Source organism: Pseudonocardia sp. Ae717_Ps2, from assembly GCF_001932475.1.
Taxonomy (GTDB): Bacteria; Actinomycetota; Actinomycetes; order Mycobacteriales; family Pseudonocardiaceae; genus Pseudonocardia.
Genome location: NZ_MCIS01000001.1, coordinates 917,862 through 939,274 on the forward strand (window position 1 = coordinate 917,862; position 21,413 = coordinate 939,274).

The 21,413-nt window shown below is 73.8% G+C and carries 19 protein-coding genes; 9 read left to right on the top strand and 10 right to left on the bottom strand.

Annotated elements, in window-relative coordinates; translation table 11 throughout:
* Positions 1-6: 6 nt before the first annotated feature.
* From Ae717Ps2_RS04535 to sodN, 3 genes are all read right to left on the bottom strand, one after another.
* Positions 7-492, bottom strand: a complete 486-nt coding sequence (locus Ae717Ps2_RS04535; protein WP_075307901.1) for an SRPBCC family protein — start codon at positions 490-492, stop codon at positions 7-9.
* The gene (locus Ae717Ps2_RS04540) at positions 489-821 is read right to left on the bottom strand and encodes a helix-turn-helix transcriptional regulator (protein WP_020628232.1); all 333 of its coding nucleotides are present in this window, start codon (positions 819-821) and stop codon (positions 489-491) included. The genes Ae717Ps2_RS04535 and Ae717Ps2_RS04540 overlap by 4 nt, the downstream gene beginning before the upstream one ends.
* Before the next feature lie 128 nt (positions 822-949).
* Positions 950-1,357 carry a superoxide dismutase, Ni gene (sodN, locus tag Ae717Ps2_RS04545; RefSeq protein WP_020628231.1) on the bottom strand — a complete coding sequence of 136 codons (408 nt, stop codon included), beginning with the start codon at positions 1,355-1,357 and terminating at the stop codon, positions 950-952.
* Between sodN and Ae717Ps2_RS04550 the strand changes: the two genes are divergently transcribed.
* Positions 1,310-1,777, top strand: a complete 468-nt coding sequence (locus Ae717Ps2_RS04550; RefSeq protein WP_255407889.1) for a S24/S26 family peptidase — start codon at positions 1,310-1,312, stop codon at positions 1,775-1,777. The two genes, sodN and Ae717Ps2_RS04550, sit on opposite strands and share 48 nt — an antisense overlap.
* 95 nt (positions 1,778-1,872) lie before the next feature.
* Positions 1,873-3,099 (top strand): FIST N-terminal domain-containing protein, encoded by a 1,227-nt coding sequence (locus Ae717Ps2_RS04555; protein WP_198932132.1) that lies wholly within the window; start codon positions 1,873-1,875, stop codon positions 3,097-3,099.
* Between the two features lie 4 nt (positions 3,100-3,103).
* Here the strand turns inward: Ae717Ps2_RS04555 and Ae717Ps2_RS04560 are convergent, their stop codons facing one another.
* Together Ae717Ps2_RS04560 and Ae717Ps2_RS04565 are read right to left on the bottom strand one after the other, a co-directional pair.
* Positions 3,104-4,231 (bottom strand): epoxide hydrolase family protein, encoded by a 1,128-nt coding sequence (locus tag Ae717Ps2_RS04560; RefSeq protein WP_075307897.1) that lies wholly within the window; start codon positions 4,229-4,231, stop codon positions 3,104-3,106.
* A 57-nt stretch (positions 4,232-4,288) separates the two neighbouring features.
* Positions 4,289-5,047, bottom strand: a complete 759-nt coding sequence (locus Ae717Ps2_RS04565; protein WP_075307895.1) for an IclR family transcriptional regulator — start codon at positions 5,045-5,047, stop codon at positions 4,289-4,291.
* A 70-nt stretch (positions 5,048-5,117) separates the two neighbouring features.
* Between Ae717Ps2_RS04565 and Ae717Ps2_RS04570 the strand changes: the two genes are divergently transcribed.
* The 5 genes from Ae717Ps2_RS04570 to Ae717Ps2_RS04590 all read left to right on the top strand — a co-directional run bounded on the left by Ae717Ps2_RS04570 (position 5,118) and on the right by Ae717Ps2_RS04590 (position 9,297).
* Entirely contained in the window at positions 5,118-6,341 is a 1,224-nt protein-coding gene (locus Ae717Ps2_RS04570) for a 4-hydroxybenzoate 3-monooxygenase (RefSeq protein WP_020625979.1), read from the top strand.
* 28 nt (positions 6,342-6,369) lie between these two features.
* A complete protein-coding gene (gene pcaH, locus Ae717Ps2_RS04575) occupies positions 6,370-7,068 on the top strand; it encodes a protocatechuate 3,4-dioxygenase subunit beta (RefSeq protein WP_020625980.1) in 699 nt (232 codons plus the stop codon).
* On the top strand, positions 7,065-7,718 hold the full coding sequence (locus Ae717Ps2_RS04580) for a protocatechuate 3,4-dioxygenase subunit alpha (RefSeq protein ID WP_075307893.1): 654 nt from the start codon (positions 7,065-7,067) through the stop codon (positions 7,716-7,718). The genes pcaH and Ae717Ps2_RS04580 overlap by 4 nt, the downstream gene beginning before the upstream one ends.
* 128 nt (positions 7,719-7,846) lie before the next feature.
* A complete protein-coding gene (locus tag Ae717Ps2_RS04585; RefSeq protein WP_020625982.1) occupies positions 7,847-8,422 on the top strand; it encodes a GtrA family protein in 576 nt (191 codons plus the stop codon).
* Positions 8,386-9,297 carry an alpha/beta fold hydrolase gene (locus Ae717Ps2_RS04590; RefSeq protein WP_198932133.1) on the top strand — a complete coding sequence of 304 codons (912 nt, stop codon included), beginning with the start codon at positions 8,386-8,388 and terminating at the stop codon, positions 9,295-9,297. Before Ae717Ps2_RS04585 ends, Ae717Ps2_RS04590 begins: the two co-directional genes overlap by 37 nt.
* Positions 9,298-9,310: 13 nt before the next feature.
* On the opposite strand, the gene Ae717Ps2_RS40215 is transcribed toward Ae717Ps2_RS04590, so the two are convergent.
* The 3 genes from Ae717Ps2_RS40215 to Ae717Ps2_RS04600 all read right to left on the bottom strand — a co-directional run bounded on the left by Ae717Ps2_RS40215 (position 9,311) and on the right by Ae717Ps2_RS04600 (position 12,515).
* Entirely contained in the window at positions 9,311-10,159 is an 849-nt protein-coding gene (locus Ae717Ps2_RS40215) for a methyltransferase domain-containing protein (protein WP_083695636.1), read from the bottom strand.
* Positions 10,156-10,971, bottom strand: a complete 816-nt coding sequence (locus Ae717Ps2_RS40220) for a class I SAM-dependent methyltransferase (RefSeq protein WP_083695637.1) — start codon at positions 10,969-10,971, stop codon at positions 10,156-10,158. The genes Ae717Ps2_RS40215 and Ae717Ps2_RS40220 overlap by 4 nt, the downstream gene beginning before the upstream one ends.
* Before the next feature lie 338 nt (positions 10,972-11,309).
* Positions 11,310-12,515 (bottom strand): acetyl-CoA hydrolase/transferase C-terminal domain-containing protein, encoded by a 1,206-nt coding sequence (locus tag Ae717Ps2_RS04600; protein WP_075333067.1) that lies wholly within the window; start codon positions 12,513-12,515, stop codon positions 11,310-11,312.
* Positions 12,516-12,550: 35 nt separating this feature from the next.
* On the opposite strand from Ae717Ps2_RS04600, the gene Ae717Ps2_RS04605 reads away from it, so the two are divergent.
* Both Ae717Ps2_RS04605 and Ae717Ps2_RS04610 read left to right on the top strand, forming a co-directional pair.
* On the top strand, positions 12,551-13,540 hold the full coding sequence (locus Ae717Ps2_RS04605; protein WP_075307889.1) for a glutathione S-transferase family protein: 990 nt from the start codon (positions 12,551-12,553) through the stop codon (positions 13,538-13,540).
* 170 nt (positions 13,541-13,710) lie between these two features.
* A complete protein-coding gene (locus Ae717Ps2_RS04610; protein ID WP_369804866.1) occupies positions 13,711-14,895 on the top strand; it encodes a glycoside hydrolase family 3 N-terminal domain-containing protein in 1,185 nt (394 codons plus the stop codon).
* A gap of 63 nt (positions 14,896-14,958) precedes the next feature.
* Here Ae717Ps2_RS04610 and Ae717Ps2_RS04615 read toward each other — a convergent pair whose 3' ends face one another.
* Complete coding sequence (locus tag Ae717Ps2_RS04615) at positions 14,959-15,726, bottom strand: beta-ketoacyl-ACP reductase (RefSeq protein ID WP_020625987.1); 768 nt, start codon at positions 15,724-15,726, stop codon at positions 14,959-14,961.
* Positions 15,723-21,371, bottom strand: coding sequence for a biotin carboxylase N-terminal domain-containing protein (locus Ae717Ps2_RS04620; protein WP_075333068.1), 5,649 nt, complete (start codon positions 21,369-21,371; stop codon positions 15,723-15,725). Before Ae717Ps2_RS04620 ends, Ae717Ps2_RS04615 begins: the two co-directional genes overlap by 4 nt.
* Between the last annotated feature and the right edge of the window lie 42 nt (positions 21,372-21,413).

The following is a 21,413-nucleotide window of genomic DNA, read 5'->3' on the forward strand; positions in this document are numbered from 1 at the left end:
CCGGAGTCACCGCGGTGTCGGGGCTCCTGACCCGAGCACCGCACGGTAGTGCGCGATGAGGGCCTCGTCGGGTCCCGGTGTGGTGTCGGGGTCGCTCCCGCCGAGGTGTGCGGCGAGTGCCTCGAAGCAGCGGTCCCACCCGGCGGCGGTGTTCGCCGACCAGCGGGGGTCGAGCACGGTGTTGCTGAGCCGCAGCACGCAGCCGTCGCCGTCGGGTTCGAGGGTCCAGCGCAGCTTCTCGTCGGCCCAGGTGAACCCGAACGCCGTCGGTGGCTCGAGCTCGGTGATCTCGGCGTGGTCCTGCTCGCCGCCCTCGAAGGTCAGCGTGATCGTTCCCCCGACGCGCATCTCCGCCTGCACCTCGCAGGGGAACCAGCGGCTCATCTGGGCGGGTTCGGTCAGTGCGGCCCAGACCTTCTCGATCGGATGCGGATAGCGGCGTACGAAGCGCAGGACCGGGCCGTCGGGATCGACGGTGACCTGGATGCTCATGACGGTTCCTCTCCGGGGGGACTGTCGAGTGAGTCGAGGTGTGCGCCCAGGGCGTCGAGTCGTTCCTGCCAGAAGGCGCGATGCGGCGCGAGCCAGGTCTCGATCTCGGCCAGCGCATCCGCCCGGAGTACGTAGCGACGGCGCTGGGACTCGACGACCACGTCGACCATGCCCATGTGGCGCAACACGCGCAGGTGCTTCGACACCGCGGTCTGGTTCAGCTCCAGCGCGGTCGCGAGCTCTCCGACGACGCAGCCCTGCGGCGTCCGCAGCCGGTCCAGGATGGCTCGTCTCGTCGGGTCCGCCAGGACGTCGAAGGAATCACGCACTCGATGAACATGCCACAGCGGGCATATGCCGGTCAAGGCATATAGCTGTGACTGTGCCTCGGAGACGACAACGGCGCTGACCGACGGGAGATGGTTCCCGCTGGTCAGCGCCGCTTCAGGGCCTGTGATCAGGCAGCCTGCTTGGTCTCCCAGAAGATCTTGTCGATCTGGGCGATGTAGTCGAGCAGCTCCTGGCCGGTGGCCGGGTCGTTCGAGCCCTTGGTGCCCGACGCGCCGGCGGCCTTGGTGGCCTTGTTGAACAGCTCGTGCAGCTCCGGGTACTTCTCGAAGTGCGGCGGCTTGAAGTAGTCGGTCCAGAGCACCCAGAGGTGGTGCTTGACCAGGTCGGAGCGCTGCTCCTTGATCTCGATGGCGCGGGCCCGGAAGTCCGCGTCCTCGTTGCCCTGGTACTTCTCCTGGATCGCCTTGACCGACTCGGCCTCGATCCGGGCCTGGGCCGGGTCGTACACGCCGCAGGGGAGGTCGCAGTGCGCGGTGGCCTCCAGTCGCGGACGGAGAATGCGGGACAGCCGCATGAGTGTCCTCCCTGGTGGGGTGATCGTTCTGGCACCGGCGACCCTACCCTCGCGACGGTGGTCGGGCAGGACGACCACGTCACGAGAGATCCACTCTGGAGGGAGTCCGCGATGCGCCTGCGGCGGGTGACGGTGCGGGGGCCCTCGATGTCCCCTGCCCTCTCCGACGGCGACGTCGTGCTGGTCCGGTTCGGTGCACCCGTCCGGCCCGGCGACGTCGTCCTCGTGACCTGGGAGTCCCGCCCCGGGCAGCTGTCGGTGAAGCGGGCCGTGCACCCCGACGGCGACGGCTGGCACGTCCGCGGCGACAACCCGTTCGGCTCCACGGACTCGACCACCCTGGGCCCCGCGAGCGTCCACGCCGTCGCCCGCTACCGCCTCTGCCCCCGCCCCGGCCGCATCCCCGCCCCTCGCCGCTGAGTCCCACACGGGATCCGGTCTCCCACACGGGATCGGGACCCGTGTGGGACGCCGGATCCCGTGTGGGAGCGGCTTGCTGACGTAGCGTCGGGGGCGTGGTGGTCGGTGGGGGCACTCGGGTGGGCGACGGGTTGGCCGTGGGGCCGGATCTCGTCGGGGCCGCGGAGGTCGCGACGGGGCAGGCGCTGGCGGCGCTCGGTGCGGTCCCCGACCTCGTGGCGTTCTTCGTCTGCCCCGGTGCCGGGCCCGCCGCCCCGGTCGAGGAGGCCGAGGCCGCGGGACTGCGGGTGATGGAGCTCGCCGGACCCGGCGCGACGATCGGGACCACCGCGCACGGCGTGATGGCCGACGGCCGCGGCGTCGAGGGCGAGCCCGCCGTCGCCGTCTGGGCGGCGTCGCTGCCCGGCACCCGGGTCCGGACGTTCTTCCCGGTCGCACAGCGCCGCCCCGGCGCGGGACCGGACGGACGCGACGCGATCGCGGTGCGCGGCCTGGTCCCACCCGCCGAGGACGACCGCGTCGCCGTCCTGCTGGCCGACCCGTCCGTGTTCCCGGTCAGCGGGGTGCTGGACCGGCTCGCGTCGACCCATCCGGGGTTCCCGGTGACCGGGGGCCTGACCGGCGGACCCGGCGGACCCGGGGCCGACCGGCTGTTCGCCGGGGGCACCGTGCACCACGGCGGGGCGGTCGGGGTGCTGCTCGGCGGTGCGTCCGACGCGCGGGTCGTCGTCAGCCAGGGATGCCGCCCGATCGGGCCGCCGATGGTCGTCACCAGCGCCCGGGACAACCGGATCGCCGAGCTCGCCGGGCGGCCCGCCGCCGAGCGGCTGCGCGAGATCGTCACCGCCCTGCCGCCCGAGGAGCAGGAGCAGGCGCTGACCGGGCTGCACCTGGGCGTCGCCGTCGACGAGTACGCCGAGTCCCACGACCGCGGCGACTTCCTGGTCCGCGCGGTGCTGGCCGTCGACGTCGGCGACGGCGCCGTCATCGCGGGTGACCTCGTCGAGGTCGGCACCACCGTGCGCTTCCAGGTCCGCGACGCCGCCGGCGCCGCCCAGGACCTGCACGAGCTGCTCGCCCCGGTGCGCCGCGCCGCGCCGGCCGCGGGCGCGTTGCTGTTCTCCTGCAACGGCCGCGGCGCCGGCATGTTCGGCGACGCCGACCACGACGTGCACGCCGTGCGCGTCGGTCTCGACCCGCACGGGACCTCCCCCGGTGCGACGGGCCCCCGGGTGGCCGGCTTCTTCGCCGCCGGCGAGATCGGCCCGGTCGGGCCGGGCAGCCACCTGCACGCGTTCACCGCGTCCGTGCTGGTGGTCTGACCGCTCAGCGCAGGGTCCGGAAGAACCCCCGCACCTCGTCGACGAAGGACTCCGGCTGCTCCAGCGACGGGAAGTGCCCGCCGACGTCGGGGCGGGAGAACCAGCGCAGGTCGGTGTAGCGGCGCTCCAGCCAGGACCGGGGGAGCTTCACCATCTCCTGCGGGAACTGGGCGACACCGGTCGGGACGTCGACGTCGTCGAGGCGGCGGCGGGCGAAGCTCTCCCAGTAGATCCGCGCCGACGACGCGCCGGCCGACCCCAGCCAGTACTGCATGACGTTGTCCAGCAGCCGGTCCCGGCTGATCACGTTCTCCGGGTGGCCCGCGCAGTCGGTCCAGTCCCAGAACTTCTCCACGATCCACGTGCACTGCGCGACGGGGGAGTCGGCGAGGCCGTAGCCGATGGTCTGCGGACGGGTGGACTGCTCCGCGGAGTAGCCGGAGCCGTACCGCGAGAACTCCTTGGAGAAGCGGATGTCGGCCTTCTCCTGCGCCGACAGGGCCTCGGCGTCGTCGGGCTTGGGGGCCAGTGCCATCGTCAGGTGGATGCCGATCAGCATCTCCGGGGCGGCGGTCCCCAGCGCCGAGGTGATCATCGAGCCCCAGTCGCCGCCCTGCGCGGCGAAGCGCTCGTAGCCGAGGCGGTCCATCAGCTGCGCCCAGGCGACGGCGATCCGCTCGACCCCCCACCCGGTCGTCGTGGGCTTGCCGGAGAACCCGAACCCGGGCAGCGTCGGCACGACGACGTGGAAGGCGTCGGCCGGGTCCTCGGGGTCGGTCAGCGCGGGCAGCACGCCGAGGAACTCCACGAGCGAGCCCGGCCAGCCGTGGGTGAGCAGCAGCGGCATCGCGTCCGGGTGCTTCGACCGGGCGTGCAGCACGTGGATCTCGACCGCGTCGTCGCCGCCGCCGTCGAGACCGGTGCGGAACTGCGGCCACGCGTTGATCTCGGCCTCGACGCGGCGCCAGTCGTAGCGGGTGCGCCAGTAGTCGCAGAGCTCACGGGCGTAGTCCAGCGGCACGCCCTGGGACCAGCCGTCGACCGTCGCCGGGTCCGGCCAGCGGGTGCGGGCGAGCCGCTCGCGCAGGTCGTCCAGCTCGGCGTCGGGGATCTCGATCCGGAAGTCGCGCACCCGGCCACGGTGACACGGAACGTGACGACGGGCGCCGTGGCCACGGCATCGGAACGATCACGATGCGGCGAGGGCCCGGCTGATCCCGCGGGCCGCCGCGCGCACCGCGGGCACCAGGGTGTGCGGGTTCGTCGCGGCCGGAACGACGATCGACAGCCCGGCGACGACCGGCCCGTCCCCGCCGCGCACCGGCGCGGCCACCGACATCGACACCTCCTCGATCTGCCGGTCGGACACCACGAACCCGCTGGTCCGGGCCTGGGCGAGCAGCGCACGGACGCCGTCGGGGCGGCACACCGTCCACGGGGTGAACCGGCGGATCGGGCGGGCCAGCACCGTCTCCACCGCCGCCGGGTCGGCGTGCGCGAGCAGCACGAGCCCGACCCCGGTCGCCGTCGACGGCAGCCGGGACCCGGTCCGCGAGACGATCGAGACGGCGCCGCGGCTGGACAGGCGCTCGACGTAGACGACCTCGCCGGGGTCGTCCGGGTCGAGCACGGCGAGCGCCACGTTGTGCCGGGTGACCTCGTGCAGGTCCTCCAGGAACGGCATCGCCGCCTCCCGCAGCCCGTGGCTGGCCGGGGCCAGGTGCGCGATCTCCCAGAGCCGCAGCCCGATCCGGTAGCGGCCGTCGTCGCCGCGGTCCAGTGCCCCGCCCGCGGCGAGCTCACCGGCGATCCGGTGCACCGTCGTCAGCGGGATCCCGGTGCGCCGGGCGATGTCGGTCAACCCGAGCACCGGGGCCTGCGCGCTGAAGGCGCCCAGCACGTCCAGCACCCGCGCGGTGACCCCCGACCGGACCGGACGTGTCGCCATGACCGGGCATTCTTCCGTAGAGCGGAAGCGTGGTCGAATGCTCCGGTGCCCAGGCGGGAAGGTGACGCCCATGACGCAGCGACGCGAGACCCGGACCCAGGTCGGCATCGTCGGAGCAGGCCCCGCCGGGCTCGTCCTGGCGAAGCTGCTGGCGCTGTCCGGGATCGAGTCGGTGGTCCTGGAGTCCCGCGACCGTGCCTACGTCGAGGCGCGGGTCCGCGCCGGCGTGCTGGAGGCACCGACCGTGGAGCTGCTCCGGGAGATGGGTGTCGCCGGCCGGCTGGACCGCGAGGGCATGCCGCACACCGGCATCGCGCTGCGCTTCGCCGAGGCCCCCGGCGCACCCGCCGCCGACCACCGCATCGACTTCGCCGACCTCGTCGGCACCGGCATCACCGTCTACGGCCAGCAGGAGGTCGTGAAGGACCTGCTCGCCGACCGCGTCGACGCCACCGGGCTGCCGGTGGAGTTCGGCGTCACCGGCGTCGCCCTGCACGACGTCGACACCGACACCCCGTCGATCACCTACGCCGCGGCCGACGGCACCGAGCACGTCCTGCGCTGCGACGTCATCGCCGGCTGCGACGGCTTCCACGGCGTCTCCCGCCCGCTCGTCGCCCCGGAGATCGCCGAGCGCGTCTACCCGTTCTCCTGGCTCGGCGTGCTCGCGAAGGCCGCCCCCACCACCGACGAACTCGTCTACGCCCACCACGACGACGGCTTCGCGCTCTACTCGATGCGCAGCCCCGAGGTGACCCGGCTCTACGTCCAGGTCCCCAACGACACCGACCCGTCCGACTGGTCCGACGCCCGCATCTGGGACGCCCTGCACACCCGCCTGGCCTGCGACGGCTTCACGATCAACGAGGGCGAGTTCATCGAGAAGCCCTCGGTCACCCCGATGCGCAGCATGGTCGCCTCCCCGATGCGCCGCGGACGGCTGTTCCTCGCCGGCGACGCCGCGCACATCGTGCCGCCCACCGGCGCCAAGGGCATGAACCTCGCCATCGCCGACGTCCGGGTGCTCGCCGACGCGGTCGTCCGCGCGCTGCGCGACGGCGACGACGCGGGCCTCGACGGCTACTCCGAGACCTGCCTGCGCCGCGTCTGGCGGGCCGAGCACTTCTCCTGGTTCATGACCTCGATGCTGCACCGCTTCGACCCCGCCACCGAGGGCGGCGACGCGTTCGGCGTCGGGCTGCAACGTTCCCAGCTGCGCTACACCGTGACCTCCCGCGCCGCCGCGACGAGCCTCGCCGAGAACTACGTCGGCCTCCCGCACGGCGCCGTCTAGACCCACCCACCACGAGGAAGGACCGCCGATGCAGGGCTACGCCCCCGTCCCGGCCGGGACCCACGCACCGCTGCTCTCACCGGACTACCGCAGCACCGCGCTGCGGGCGCCGTCCGAGCAGCCGGTGATCCTGCCCCAGCGGCTCACCGAGATCACCGGGCCGCTGCTCACCGGGCCCGTCCGCCCCGGCGACGACGACCTCACCGTCGGTGCGCACGGTGAGGCCCAGGGACAGCGGATCGTCGTGTTCGGCCGGGTCCTCGACTCCGACGGCCGCCCCGTCCCGGACACCCTGGTCGAGGTCTGGCAGGCCAACGCCGCGGGCCGCTACGCCCACCGCTGGGACAACTGGCCCGCCCCGCTCGACCCGAACTTCACCGGTGGCGGCCGGGTCCTCACCGACGCCCACGGCGGCTACTCGTTCACCACGATCAAGCCCGGCGCCTACCCCTGGGGCAACCACCACAACGCCTGGCGCCCCGCGCACATCCACTTCTCGCTGTTCGGGCGCGCGTTCACCCAGCGGCTGGTGACCCAGATGTACTTCCCGGACGACCCGCTGTTCGCCCAGGACCCGATCTACAACGCGACGCCCGAGCAGGCGCGGACGCGGCTGGTGTCCACCTTCGACCTGGAGGCCACCCGCCCGGAGTGGGCGCTGGCGTTCCGGTTCGACATCGTGCTGCGCGGCCGCGGCGCCACCCCGTTCGAGGAGCCCCACGCATGAGCCTGCCGCTGACCCCGACCCAGACCGTCGGCCCCTACCTCGCGCTGGGCCTGCCCTGGCCGGACGGCCCGGACGTCGTGCCCGACGGCACCCCGGGCGCCGTCCTGATCGGCGGGACCGTGTTCGACGGGAACGGGGCACTCGTCCCGGACGCGCTGGTCGAGACCTGGCAGGCCGACCCGGACGGCCGCTTCGACCACCCCGACGACCCCCGCGGCGCGGCGAAGCCGTCCGTCGAGGGCTTCCGCGGCTTCGGCCGCTGCCCCACCGACGACGAGGGCCGGTGGTGGATCCGCACCGTGCTGCCGGGTGCGCTGCCCGCCGAGGCTCCGCAGGGTGCTGATGCGGGCTCCGCTGGGGCTCCGCAGGGTGCCGATGCGCGCTCCGCCGGGGCTCCGCACGGTGCCGATGCGCGCTCCGCCGAGGCTCCGCACGTGAACGTCTCGGTGTTCGCCCGCGGCCTGCTCGACCGCGTCGTCACCCGCATCTACTTCCCCGAGCACGCCGCGGCGCACGCCACCGACCCGCTGCTCACCGCCGTCCCGGCCGACCGCCGGCACACGCTCGTCGCCGTCGCGGACGGGCCGGGCCGGTACCGGTTCGACATCCGGCTGCGCGGTGAGGGGGAGACCGTGTTCCTCGCGTTGTGACGGCGCCCGGCCGCGCCGGCACCCGCCCGGGACCTCACCGGTGTGGCGGGTGTGACGGGTCCGGTTGATTCGGGTGATCCTTCGGGGGTACTCCTGCGAAGATCTACCCAGCAGGGGCGGGAGGACCGGTGGACGCAGCGCAGTCGGCACACGTGCCGTTCGGTGATCCGGCGCAGTCCGCCGCCCGGGTACACGGGCGCGTGACGGGCGCCGTCGCCGCCGTGTCGCGGCGGTACCCCCTCGCCGTGCAGCTCGCCCGCTACGCCGTCGTCGGCGGCGGGGCGACCGCGCTGAACGCCGCGCTGTTCCTGCTGTTGCGCCCGGTGCTCCCGGCGGTCCCGGCGAACCTGGTCGCGCTGGTCCTCACCACCGCGGTCAGCACCGAGGCCAGCCGCCGCTTCGCTTTCGACGGCGCCCCCGCGCACCGGCTGCGCGAGTGGGTGCACGACGCGGGCACCGTCGCGTTCTACGCGACCTACACCTCCGCGGTGCTGCTCGCGCTGCACCAGGTCGCCGGGGACACCACACCGGGAGAGGAGGCGGCGGTCGTCGCCGCCGCCAGCCTCGTCGGCGGGCTGCTGCGGTTCGCGGTGCTGCGGTTCTGGGTGTTCGATGTGGCACGCCCGGCTGCCGCCGGTGCGCGAGGCGACCAGGAAGGACGGCACCCGTGCCCGGAACAGCCGAGTTCGACGCCCTCGACCTGACCGTCGGGCCGCCCGAGGAGCGGGTCGTCGTCCACGGGGTGCGCGGCGGACAGGGCCCGCCGGTGCTGCTGCTGCACGGCTTCCCGCAGACCCACGCCATGTGGGGGCCGCTCGCGGCGGACCTGGCGCGCGACCACACCGTCGTCGCGACGGACCTGCGGGGATACGGCGAGTCCGGCCGCCCCGCCGACGGCGAGAACCACGCCGGCTACTCGTTCCGGGCGATGGCCGCCGACCAGGTCGACGTGATGGCCCGCCTCGGCTTCGACACCTTCGCCGTCGTCGCCCACGACCGCGGCGCCCGCGTCACCCACCGGATGCTGCTCGACCATCCCGAGCGGATCACGCGGGCGGCGTTGCTGGACATCCTCCCCACCGCCTACGTCTACGCCCACACCGACCGGGCGCTGGCGACGGCGTACTTCCACTGGTTCCTGTTCATCCAGCCCGCCGACCTGCCCGAACGGCTCATCGCCGGGGACCCGATCGGTTTCCTGCACTCGTTGCTCGGCGGCTGGGGCTCCGGGCTCGACGCGCACCCGCCCGAGGCGCTGGCCTCCTACGAGCGCGCGTTCGCCGACCCGGCCGCCCGGCACGCGATGCTGGAGGACTACCGGGCGGGCGCCTCGATCGACCTCGACCACGACGCCGCCTCGGAGCGGGCGGGGGAGCGGATCGCCGCGCCCACTCTGGTGCTGTGGGGCGAGCGCGGTGTCGTCGGTGCCAACGCCGAGAGCCCCCTGGAGGTGTGGCGCCGCGCCGCCGCCGACCCGGACCTGGTCACCGGTGAGGCGCTCACCGGGGCCGGGCACTTCCTCGTTGACGAGCAGCCCGCCGCGACCACCGCCGCGGTCCGCGCGTTCCTGGGCGGCTGACCGCTGGCGGTCCTCAGGACCGGACGGCGTGCACGATGCCCCAGGTGAGCTTCCCGGCCCGCCCGCCGTCCACCCAGTGCTGCAGGCCGGCCTTCATCGCGGTCAGGTAGGGCCGCGAGATCGACGACGACAGCTCCTCCTCGTGCGCGACGAGCTCCTCGCGCACCCGGCGGTAGTGCGTCGGCAGCTGCCCGGCGTGGTCGTGGAACCGCACACCGGTGAAGCCGCGTCGTTCCAGCCCGTCGGTGTAGAAGCCGGGTGTGCCCATCGTGGACAGCGCGATCCGGTCCAGGATCGGCTGGATCGAGGACTGGTCCAGCCCGTCGACGGCCATCGGGTCGGTGAACACCACCTGCCCGCCCGGGCGCAGCACCCTGGCGACCTCGTCGAGCACCCGGTCCCGGTCGCCGGAGTGCAGGAACGCGTCCTGGGACCACACCAGGTCCACCGAGGAGTCCTCGACCGGCACGGCCTCGTAGCTGCCGGTGGTGACGGTGACCTGCTCGTCCAGCCCCTGCTCGCGGGTCATCCGCTCGTTGCGGGCGTTCTCGACGGGGGAGAGGTTGAGGCAGTGCACCGCGGCCCCGTGCCCGGCCGCCAGCCTGCGGGCCGCGCCGCCGTAGCCGGCTCCCAGGTCCAGCACCCGGGTGCCCGGGCCGACCCCGGCGACCTGCGCCATCCGGGTCACCGTGCGGGCGCTCGCGACCGAGATCAGCTCCTCCGGGTCCTCGTACACGCCGACGTGGATGTCCTCACCGCCCCAGACCCGCGCGTAGAAGGTGTCGGCGTCGTCGGAGTCGTAGTACGACCGGGCGGTGTGTTCGGCAGTGTGCTCGGCGGTGTGCTCGGGCGTCCGCGTCACGCGACGTCCTCCTGGTCGAGGTAGGCCTTCTCGGCGATGTGCACGAAGAAGTCGGGCTCGTCGTCGGCGTAGGTCGACTGGAAGTCGCCGTAGGTGTCGATCCGCTGGAACCCGACCTCCTGCATGAGCCGCCGGGTGTAGTCCTTGCGCAGCGGGAACATGTTGAGGTGGTAGCGGGAGCCGTCCGGGAAGCTGTAGCGGAACCGGGCCAGGCCGTCGTCGACGTACTCCGGCTCGGCCACCACGTCGTCGCCGCAGTAGTAGTACTGGTGCTTGGAGCTGAAGCCGTTGTCCAGGATCGCGTCGTAGTTGCGCTGGTCGAGGATCAGCACACCGTCGTGGGAGAGCATGGCGTAGAACTCGGCGAGCGCCTTGCGGCGGTCACGCTCGGAGAACAGGTGCGTGAACGAGTTCCCGAGACAGATGATCGCGTCGTACTCGCCGTGCACGTCCCGGTTCAGCCACCGCCAGTCGGCCTGCACGACGCGCAGGACGTGCCCGCCGAACTTCATCCCGTTGGCGAAGGCCTTCGCCAGCATCTCGGCGCTGCCGTCGGCGGAGACGACGGTCTCGAAGCCCTCCTCCAGCAGCCGGACGGAGTGGAAGCCGGTGCCGGTCGCCACGTCGAGGACGCTGGTGACCCCGCGCCTGCGGAGCTGTTCGACGAAGAACTTCCCCTCGCCGGCGTAGCGGGCCCGCCAGTCGATCAGTTCGTCCCACTTGTCGACGAACGTCTGCACGTACTCCTGCCGGTAGTGGGTGGACTCGCGGACCTCGGTCGGCGCGTCGCCGAACTCCTGGTCTGCCGTCATGTGGCGCGCCTCCTCGGCGCTCGGGTGCTGGACGGCCCGACCGTAGGTGCCCCCGCGGCCCCTGTCCGCTCACCGAGGGTGATCCTGGATCGGCCGGCCGCGTTGTGCTATGCGCAACGCGGCCGGTCATCCGGGGTCTCACCGGACGGCCGCGGCCGGGCCGGGACAGGACCGGGCGGCGCGCGGGCCCACCAGTGACGTCATACGGCCGTCACACGCCGTCGGTCCGGTGGGGACGCGGAGTCACCGAGGCCCGGCCACGACGGGCCGCGCCCGGGGCGGCGCCCATCCACTCACCCCGGGTGATGGATGACTCCGGTCACACCATGGATTCGAGTTCATCCGTCCGGCGCAACGGCGCCGCCCCACAGGGAGCTCAGCGCGTGCCGCCGTTCGCCGCGGCCGAGCCCCCGCAGGTCCGCCGTACCCCGGTCGGTGACGACCACGTCGACGTCGTGCGACGGCGTGGTGACCGGCCCGCCGAGCCGCTCGACCAGCGTCGGGCGGCCGCGGTGCGCCGACGGCAACGCGATCACCGACAGGCCTGGCCCCCGGGCCGCGGCGGCCGCGAAGTCCGGGTGCCCGCCGATCATCCCGGCCGCCGACCCCGCGACGCCCTCGACGTTGACCTGGCCGTCGAGGTCGATCTCCAGGGCGGTGTTCAGCGCGACCAGCGGCCCCGGGGCCGAGGTCAGACGGGAGACGTCGTGGGTGTACTCGATCGGGCGCACGGTCGCCCGCCCGGCCCGGCCCAGCCGGTCGGCCCAGTCGTGCAGCCGGGGGCTGCCGTAGAGGGCCGTCGAGGTCGGGGTGCCGCGCAGCAGCCCGCGCTCGTCGAGGTCGACGACCGGGTCGGCGAGCAGCCCGGAGTCCACCGCTACCGGCACGTCCAGGGCCGCGACCAGCGCCGCGGCCAGCCGGCCCGGCCCGAACTGGATCCGTGCCCCGGCCGGGACCAGCGCGGCGACCGCGGCCGCGACGGCCCGGTCGGCATCGGTCGGGGCCGGGGTGCCGACGGTGTGTGGCGCCCCGATCGGTCCGTCGACCTCGCCGAGCACGGCCACCCCGCGCAGCGGCGGTCCGGTGTCGGCGTGCGGGGCCGAGGCCGACACCAGCGCGGCGACCGGGACACCGGCCTCGGCCAGACCGCGCATCCAGGACACCTCGGCGCCGAACCGCAGGTCACCGGCGTCGTCGCGGACGACGGTGGCGAGCAGCAGGTCCGGCCGCAGCGGACCGGCGAGCAGCGCCGGCACCGCGGAGAGCCGGGCGGGCACCCGGTGGGCGTGCCCGGCCTCGATCAACACCCGCGCTCCCGGCCCGCCGACGACGGTGCGGATGTCGGCGAACGCGTCCGGGTCGAGATCCGGGGCCGGGCCGGGCACCCAGCCCAGGACGAGCCGCACACCCCCGGCCCGGGCCGCCACACGCGACAGCGGACGGGCGAGCGCGTAGGGGAGCCCACAGCCGTCGGCCAGTGCCACCCGGGAGCCCGGCGCGACCAGGTCGGACAGACCGCGTTCGAGGTCACCGTCGACGCTCATGCGCCCATCCGACCACAGGGCTAGCGTTGGCGGGCATGGGGACCGACCAGGACAGCGGTGAGTTCGTACGGGAGGCGCTCGGGGTGGCCGAGCGGATCACGGCCGACGGGTCGTCGCCGTGGCCGGTCGAGGCGGGCCGCTACCGCCTCGTCGGTGCGCGCGCCTGTCCATGGGCGAACCGGGTGATCATCACCCGGCGGCTGCTCGGGCTGGAGGACGCGATCTCGCTGGGCATCGCGGGCCCGCTGCACGACGAGCGCAGCTGGCGCTTCCACCTCGACCCCGGGAACGTCGACCCGGTGCTCGGGATCGAGTACCTGCGCGAGGCCTACGAGAGGGCCGTCCCCGGCTACGCCGAGGGCGTCACCGTCCCCGCGATGGTGGAGGTCGCCTCGGGGAAGGTCGTCACCAACGAGTACGCGCTGCTGGAGCGGGACCTGTCCACCGAGTGGCGGGAGTTCCACCGCGACGGCGCACCGGACCTGTGGACCGACCCGGAGGCGATCGAGGAGATCGGGAAGGGGATCTTCCACGACGTCAACAACGGCGTCTACAAGTGCGGGTTCGCCTCGTCCCAGCGTGCCTACGACCGCGCCTACGACGCCCTCTGGTCCCGGATGGACGAGCTGTCGCAGCACCTGTCGACGCGCCGCTACCTGGTCGGGGACTCGATCACCCAGGCCGACATCCGGCTGTGGGTGACCCTGGTCCGCTTCGACGCCGCCTACCACGGCCACTTCAAGGCCAACCGGCACAAGCTGACCGAGCTGCCGGTGCTGTGGGCCTACGCCCGGGACCTGTTCCAGACCTCCGGCTTCGGCGACACCATCGATTTCGAGCAGGTCAAGCAGCACTACTACGGCGTGCACGCGTCGGTGAACCCGACCGGGATCGTCCCGAAGGGGCCCGACCTCGCCGGCTGGACGACCCCACACGGCCGCGAGGAGCTGGGCGGGCGCCCGTTCGGCGACGGCACCCCGCCCGGTCCGCCGCCGGAGTCCGAGCGGGTCCCCGCGATCGGCTGACCGCGGCGTCGGAGTCCCCGCCGTGGCGACGGCGGGGCGTCCGGGCACCGGCGGGAGGGCCCGGCCGCGTGCGGTCCGGGCGAACCGGTGGCGGCGCGGCGGGGGTGCCGGACCGGCGAGGGCCTGTCACGATGGTCGCGATGCGAGTGCCTGGACGACCCCACCCCGTGATCCGGCAGCGACGTCGTCGCAGCACCGGACTGCTCACCGCCGCCGTCGTGGGCGCGCTGACGGCGGGGCTCGTCGCCGTCGCCGGGCCGCAGCTCACCGCGAACAGCACCGGCGTCCCACAGCCGGACGCCGGTCCGGATGCGGTGCAGGCACAGCCGGCGCCGGACCCGGACACCTGCGCCCCGATGGTGGCGGCGCTGTCCCCCCGCGACCGGCTCGCCCAGCGTCTGATGGTCGGGGTGGACGCGGCCGATCCGGCCGGCGCCACCGCGATCGTGCGGGACTCGCAGGTCGGCGGGGTGTTCCTCGGCGGCAACGCGACCGCGCTGCTGCAGGACGGCCGGCTCGCGGCGCTGCAGGAGGCCTCCCGCACGCGGCTGGCCGTCGCCGTCGACGAGGAGGGCGGCCGGGTCCAGCGCATCGACGAGCTCGACGGCGACGTCCCCAGCGCCCGGCAGATGGCCGCGTCCGACAGCCCCGAGCAGGTCACCGAGATCGCCCGCGAGCGCGCCGAACAGCTGAAGGCCCGCGGCGTGACCTGGAACCTCGCGCCGTCGGTGGACGTCTCCGACCAGCCGCGCACCGCCGTCATCGGGGACCGGTCGTTCTCCGACGACCCGGCCACCGTCACCCGCTACGCCGCGGCCTGGGTGCAGGGCCAGGAGGCCGGCGGGGTGTTCGGCGTCCTCAAGCACTTCCCCGGCCACGGGCACAGCTCCGGTGACTCGCACAAGGGGTCGGTGAGCACCCCGCCGCTGGAGGAGCTGCGCGCCGGTGACCTGCGGCCCTACGCCGACCTCGTCGGACCGGGGAAGCCGCTCGACGGGCGGGTCGGGGTCATGCTCGGCCACCTCGACGTCCCCGGCCTGACCACCGACGTGCCCACCAGCATCGCCCCGGCCGCCTACCGGCTGCTGCGCGAGGACTACCGGTTCGACGGTCTCGCCATGACCGACGACCTCGGTGCGATGAAGGCGATCACCGACCGCTTCGGGCTGGCCGAGGCCACCACCCGGGCCCTGACCGCGGGCGCGGACATGGCGCTGTTCTCCAACGTCACCCCGGTCGCACCGCTGCTCGACGCCGCGGAGAAGGCGCTGGCCGACGGGCGGATCACGGCGCAGGACAACGACACCGCCGTCGCGCGGGTACTGGCGGCCAAGGGCCTCTGCCACCGCGGCTGACCCGGGTACGCACGAGGGCCCCGCACGACTCCGTGCGAGGCCCTCGGCCGGGGAGAACGACGGTCAGGACGCCATGTCCAGCCCGCCGTTCACACTGATCACCGAGCCGGTCACGTACCCGGCGCGGTCGTCGACGAGGAACTGTACGGCCCGGGCGATCTCGTCGGCCTGGCCGAGACGGCCGACCGGGATCTTCGAGACGATCTTCTCGAGCGCCTTCTCCGGCACCGCGGCGACCATCTCGGTCTCGATGAAGCCGGGTGCGACGCAGTTGACCGTGACGCCCTTCTTCGCGACCTCCTGGGCGAGGGACTTGGAGAAGCCGATCAGGCCCGCCTTGGAGGAGGCGTAGTTCGCCTGCCCGATCGAACCGATCTGGCCGATCACCGAGGAGATGTTCACGATCCGGCCGAACTCGTTGCCGGTCATGTGCTCCAGCACGGCCTTGGTCATGTAGAACGCGCCGGACAGGTTGATCCGCAGCACGGCGTGCCAGTCGTCGACGGTCAGCTTGCGGACGGTCTTGTCGACGGTGATGCCGGCGTTGTTGATCAGATAGTCGACGCGGCCCTTCTGCTCCAGCACCTCGGACACGACCCGCTGGCAGTCCTCGGGCGAGCCGACGTTGCCCTGGTGCACCGAGATCGACGCGCCCTCGGCCTCCAGCTTGCCCTTCAGCTCGTCGGCGGCCTTGGAGTTGGACGAGTACCCGGCGGCCACGTGCACGCCGGTGCGGGCCAGCGCGGTGGTGATCGCCGCACCGATCCCGCGCGCACCCCCGGTCACGATGGCGACGCGCTGCTCCGGGTTGGTGTCGGTGATCGCGGTCATGCGGTTCCTCCAAGGGTGTCGAGTGTGCGCTTCATGCCCCGCTGGACCGCATCGGCCAGGTAGGGCCGGAGCTGGTCGGGGCTGACGATCCGGTGCACCGAGCCGACGGACCGCGCCCGCTCGATGGAGTGCTTGGTGTCGAACTCCTCGGCGACCTGGCCGAGCTTCTCGGAGCGGACGTCCGGGCGGAGCGTGGCGAGGTCCCCGCGCAGCCGGGCCGCCGTCGCCTCGTCCCCGTCGGTGACGGCCCGGGTGATCCGGGCCTCCAGGTCGGTGATCCGCTCGTCCTTGGCGGTGCGGTCGTTGACCTCGCCGGCGAACACGACGGCCGCCGCGGGCGCCCCGCCGAGCACGGAGGCGTAGGAGCCGGTGATCGCGGCGACCTCCATGTTGTCGTTCAGCGTTCCGGAGAACACCACGAACGCGCCGCCGTGGTAGCGGGAGACCACGCAGAACACGATCGGGCCGTCGAAGTTGACGATGGCCCGGCCGATCTCGGCGCCGTTCTCCAGCTGCAGGCCGCGCAGCGACTCCGGCGAGCCGTCGAACCCGGACAGGTTCGCCAGCACGACCAGCGGCCGGTTGCCCGACGCGGCGTTGATGGCCCGCGCGCACTTGCGCGAGGAGCGCGGGAACAGCGTCCCGGCGGTGAACTGGGACGGCCCGTCGACCGGGCGCGGCCCGCGCCGCGGCAGCGGCCGCGACTCGATGCCGATCATCGCGATCGGCTGGCCGCCGAGGTGGGCGTCGAGCGCGACGACCGACTCGGCGTCGTGCATGTCGGCCCAGCGCTCCGACGTCGGGTGGTCGGCGTCGGCGACGCCGCGCAGCACCGAGCGGATGTCGAACGGCTTCTTGCGCTCCCGGTTGGTCTCCGGCGCCCAGATCTCGCCGAGGGTGGTGAACTCGCAGTTGGGCCCGGAGTGCGGGGCGGTCGTGACGTCGCGGGAGACCGGGTCGGTGGTCGGGGCTGGCCGCGGGAACCGCTCGCCCGGCTGGGTCCAGGTGTGGGCGTAGTGCGCCAGCAGCACGCCGACGGCGCCGCTCAGGTCCGGCGCCCAGTACTGCGCCTGCCCGTTCGGGCCCATGATCCGGTCGTAGCCGCCGATGCCGAAGTTGTCCTCGGCCGACACCCCGCCGGAGAAGTCCAGTGAGTGCTTGCCGGTCAGCACCATGGCCGAGTCCGGCGTCATCACCAGGATGCCCTTGGTGTGCATGAGCATCGTGGCCTCGGCGTTCCAGTAGGGCTGGGCGCCGACGTTGATGCCGGTGACGACGACGTTGAGCTCCCCGCCGTCCTGGGTGAACTCGATGATCCCGCGCAGCACCCGGGAGATCCAGTCCATGTTCTCGGTGCCGGAGTCCATCGCGATCTTCGCGCCGGCCGAGACGGCGAACCACTCGATCGGCACGTCCAGCTCGCGGGCCAGGTGGATCGCGGCCAGCACCCGGCGGCACTCCGGCTCGGCGATCGCGCCGAGGGCCCGGGTCGGGTCGCCGAGCAGCACGACCCGCTTCATGCCCTCCGGGTAGCGCCGGGTCGGCACCGAGACGACGCCGAGCACGAGGTTGGCCGTGTTGCCGCCGGGCGCGCGGTCGACCGGCACCGGCAGGGCCGGGTCGCCGGAGTCGACGAGGTCGTACTCCTGCCAGGTGCCCGGGCCGGCGTCGATCGGGGCGGTGAGCAGCGGGACGATCTCGTACGGGTAGACGGCACCGCGGCGACGGGCCTTGAGCACCTTCTGGTCGTAGGCGTCGAGCTCGCGCATCGGCTCGGTCGGGGGCTGGTCGAGCTTGACCTGCAGCCCCGCGCCGGGCGGGCGCGACATGCGCAGCAGCATCGAGCGCGGACCGCCCTGACCCCCGGTGACCTGCGGATCGGCCGTGCGGAACTCGACGAGGACCTGCTCCAGGCCGAGGTTGGCCGTGCGCGGCGCGAGCCGCCGGACCACCGAGTCCAGCTCGGCGAGCGGGACGTCGACCTCCGGCCACACGTAGAGGGCGATCCGGTTCCACGACATCCGGGCCAGCGTGCGGTCCCCGGCGCGGGCGGCACGCAGCGAGTTGATGCAGGCGTCGAGCGCCCGCTCGAACTGCGGCAGCGAGCGGACCTTGCCGGTCTCCTCGTCGCGCAGCACGGTCAGCTCGCGGACGTCGGCCATCGCGACGAGCCGGTCGTCGGCGGTGACCTCGCGGCCGGTGGCGCGGAACAGGTGCACGTCGGTGGCGGCGGGCAGGCGGTGCAGCTCGAAGTCGCGGAAGCGCCACAGCCGCAGCCGGTCCGCGACGAGCGGGTGCATGCCGCGCAGCGTGCGGTCCTCGACCAGCTCGCCGGTCTCGTCGGGCCGGAAGGTGAACCAGGTCGGCGGCTCGGCCTCCTCGCTCGCCGTGCCCGCGGCGCGCGGGTTCGGGCGGACGGCGACGGCGACCCGGTGCAGGTGCGCGGGCACCTTCCCCAGGGCGGCGCGGACGCGCTCGGCGCGGGCGTCGGGGTCGCCGCCGTCGTCGGCCTTGGTCGAGGTGACGTAGAGGTCGACGAGCGCGGTGCGGTCCCCGTCGAGCTCGCCGACGCGGCGGCGCAGCTCGTCGGACACGGCCTGCGCGGCGGCCGGGTCGTTGTTGTCGATCACCGAGGCGAAGAGCGTGCGGTCCCGGCCCAGGTGCTGGTAGCGGGCGGTCAGCAGCGGCTTGCCCGCGTGCTCGACGAGCTCCAGGTCGCGCAGCACCCGCACCCGGTAGTAGCGCCGGGTCATGACCTCCAGCAGGACGGCGTCGTGCCGCTCGCCGAACACGCCGAGGATCGGTTCCGAGGACCTGACGAGCGCGTCGATCCGGCGGGCCCGGTCGTCGGCGTCGGGGTTCTCGGCCAGCACGTCGAGGCTCTCCCGGACCTCGGCCAGCGCCCGGTCCCGCTCGGCCGCGACGACCGGCGCGTCGAACGCGCGGTAGCGCACCAGCCGGGCGGTGTCGCCGACGACCGGGTGCCGCAGCTGGGTGGCGACGACGACCTCGTCGAGCGTGCGCAGGTAGTCCTCGCGCGCCGCGGGGGACAGGTGCGCGACCGACTCCGGGTGGCGCAGCCGCCAGTTCAGCAGGTCCAGCACCACCGGCACCTGCTGCGGTGCGCGGCGGTGGGCCAGGAACATCCGGTACAGCGCCGGGCCGAGATCGTCGGCGCGGGCCGCGCCACCGTCGATCTCGGCGACGCCGTAGTGGGCCAGCGCCCGGCGCAGCTTGGCCTGGAAGGACTCGGGCAGGCCCTCGTCCTCGGCGTCGCGGGAGCGCAGGTAGGCGTAGAGGTACTCCTGCGGATTGCGCTCGGTCTCGCCGGTCTCGTCGTCGGTCTCGGACCGGTTGCGCGAGAGCTGGCACAGGTCGGCGAAGATCTGCAGGACGGCGGTCTCCCCGGCCAGCACGGCCGGGTCGTCGGCCGCCAGCCGTTCGCGGGCGCCGGCGAGGCGGCGCAGCTGCGGGCGGGCCTGGCGCTCGTCGACGTCGAAGCCCAGCACCTGGAAGCGCAGCGCGGACAGCGCGTCGGCCGCGGTCGCGGCGGGGTCGGTGTCGGCGCCGGTCGCGGCGAACGCGGACAGGTTGGCGCGCTCCCCGCTGGGGGCCGCGGCGTCCGCGTCGGCCGACGGCTCCAGCCGCACCAGCTTCGTGCCGCCGTCGACCTGGGTGTTGGCCGGGACGAGGATCTCGGCGACGGTGCCGTCGAACGGCGCCCGCAGCGAGGTCTCCAGCTTCATCGACTCGACGATCGCGAGGGTGTCGCCCTCGGCCACGGTCTGGCCCGCGGTGACCGGCAGCGCGACGACCATCGCCGGGGCGGGGGCGCGGACGATGCCGGCCTCGCCGCCGGAGATGCGGTGCACGGCGCCGTCGACCTCGACGAGGTAGTCCGCCTCCTGCGCGACCGACAGCACGGTCCAGGAGTGGTCGCCGACGGTGAGCCGGCGCTCGTAGGCGCCGTTGCGCTCGACGTCGACGTCGACCGACTGCGTCGAGGAGCCGCCTCCGGCGGTAGGCACGTCCAGCTCGACGGTGTAGCGCCCGGCGCGGGTCCGGGCGACCTTGAGCTTGTAGGACTGCCCGGCGACGGTGACGTCGGTCTGGTGCCAGGTCTCGTAGCCCACCTCGGGCCGGCCGGCCTCCGCGGAGCGGAACAGCCGCTCCTGCTGGCGGGCGACGTGGCCGTCGTGGCTCAGCACGGCGGTGGCGAGCAGCGCGACGTCGAGCCGGCGGGGCGGTGCGTAGCCCTCGGCCATCATCGCGTCGAGCCAGGTGGTCTGCAGCTCGCCCGAGCGGAACTCGTCGCGGTCGAGCAGGTCCAGCAGGAACGCCTTGTTCGTGGAGCCGCCGTCGATCACCGCGGCGGTCTGGCGCAGTGCCCGGGACAGCCGCGCGCGGGCCTCGTCGCGGTCGCGGCCCCAGGCGATCACCTTGGCGATCATGGAGTCGAACTGCGGCGGGATGACGTCGCCCGCTGCCACGCCGGTGTCGACCCGGATGCCGGGACCCGACGGCAGTGCCAGGTGCTCGATCCGGCCCGGGGCGGGGGCGAACTCGCGCTCCGGGTCCTCGGCGGTCAGCCGGGCCTCGATCGCCCAGCCCTGCGCCGCCGGCACCTCGCGGGCGACCTCGGCGAGCGTGCCGCCCGCGGCGACGTGCAGCTGCAGCTTGACGATGTCGACGCCGGTGCAGGCCTCGGTGACCGGGTGCTCGACCTGCAGCCGGGTGTTGACCTCGAGGAAGGAGAGCAGCTTCTCCTCGGGCTGGTAGAGGAACTCGACGGTGCCGGCGTTGACGTAGCCCGCGGCGCGGGCCAGCTCGGCGGCCGAGCTGCGCAGCAGCTCCTCCTGCGTGGGGTCGAGCGCGGTGGAGGCCGACTCCTCGATCACCTTCTGGTTGCGCCGCTGCACCGAGCAGTCGCGCACCCCGAGGGTCCAGACGTCGCCGGTGGCGTCGGCGACGACCTGCACCTCGACGTGCCGGCCGCCGGACACCGCGCGCTCCAGGAACACGGTCGCGTCGCCCGCGGTCCTCGACGCCTCCGACGCGGCCCGCTCGAAGGCCTCGTCGAGCTGCTCTGGGCCCGCCACGTAGCGGATGCCGCGCCCCCCGCCGCCCGCGGTGGCCTTCACCATGAGCGGGTAGCCGACGGTCTCGGCGGTCTTGCGGGCCGCCTCGACGTCGGCCACCGGGCCGCCCGACCACGGCGCCATCGGCACCCCGACCGACTCGGCCAGCTGCTTGGACGCGATCTTGTCCCCGAGCCGGCGCATGACCTCCGCCGACGGCCCGACGAAGGTGATCCCCAGCCGCTCGCACAGCTCCGCGAACTCGGCCTTCTCCGACACGAAGCCCCAGCCGGGCCAGACCGCGTCGGCGCGGGTGACACGCAGCGCGCGCTCCAGCTCGGCGTGGTCGAGGTAGGGGCTCGCGCCCATGTGGTCCGGGTCGTCCGGACCGATCAGGACGGCCTCGTCGGCCTCGCGGACGTACATCGCGCGGCGGTCGACGGCGGTGTGCAGCGCGATCGTGCGCAGGCGGCGGTCGGGCCCGTTCTGGGCGTTCCACTCACGGACGGCGTTGATGAGCCGCATGGCGGGCTCGCCGCGATTGACGATGGCGATGCGCGAGAACATGGCTGGGGTTCACTGCTCCTACGAGTGCGACGACGAGGTGGC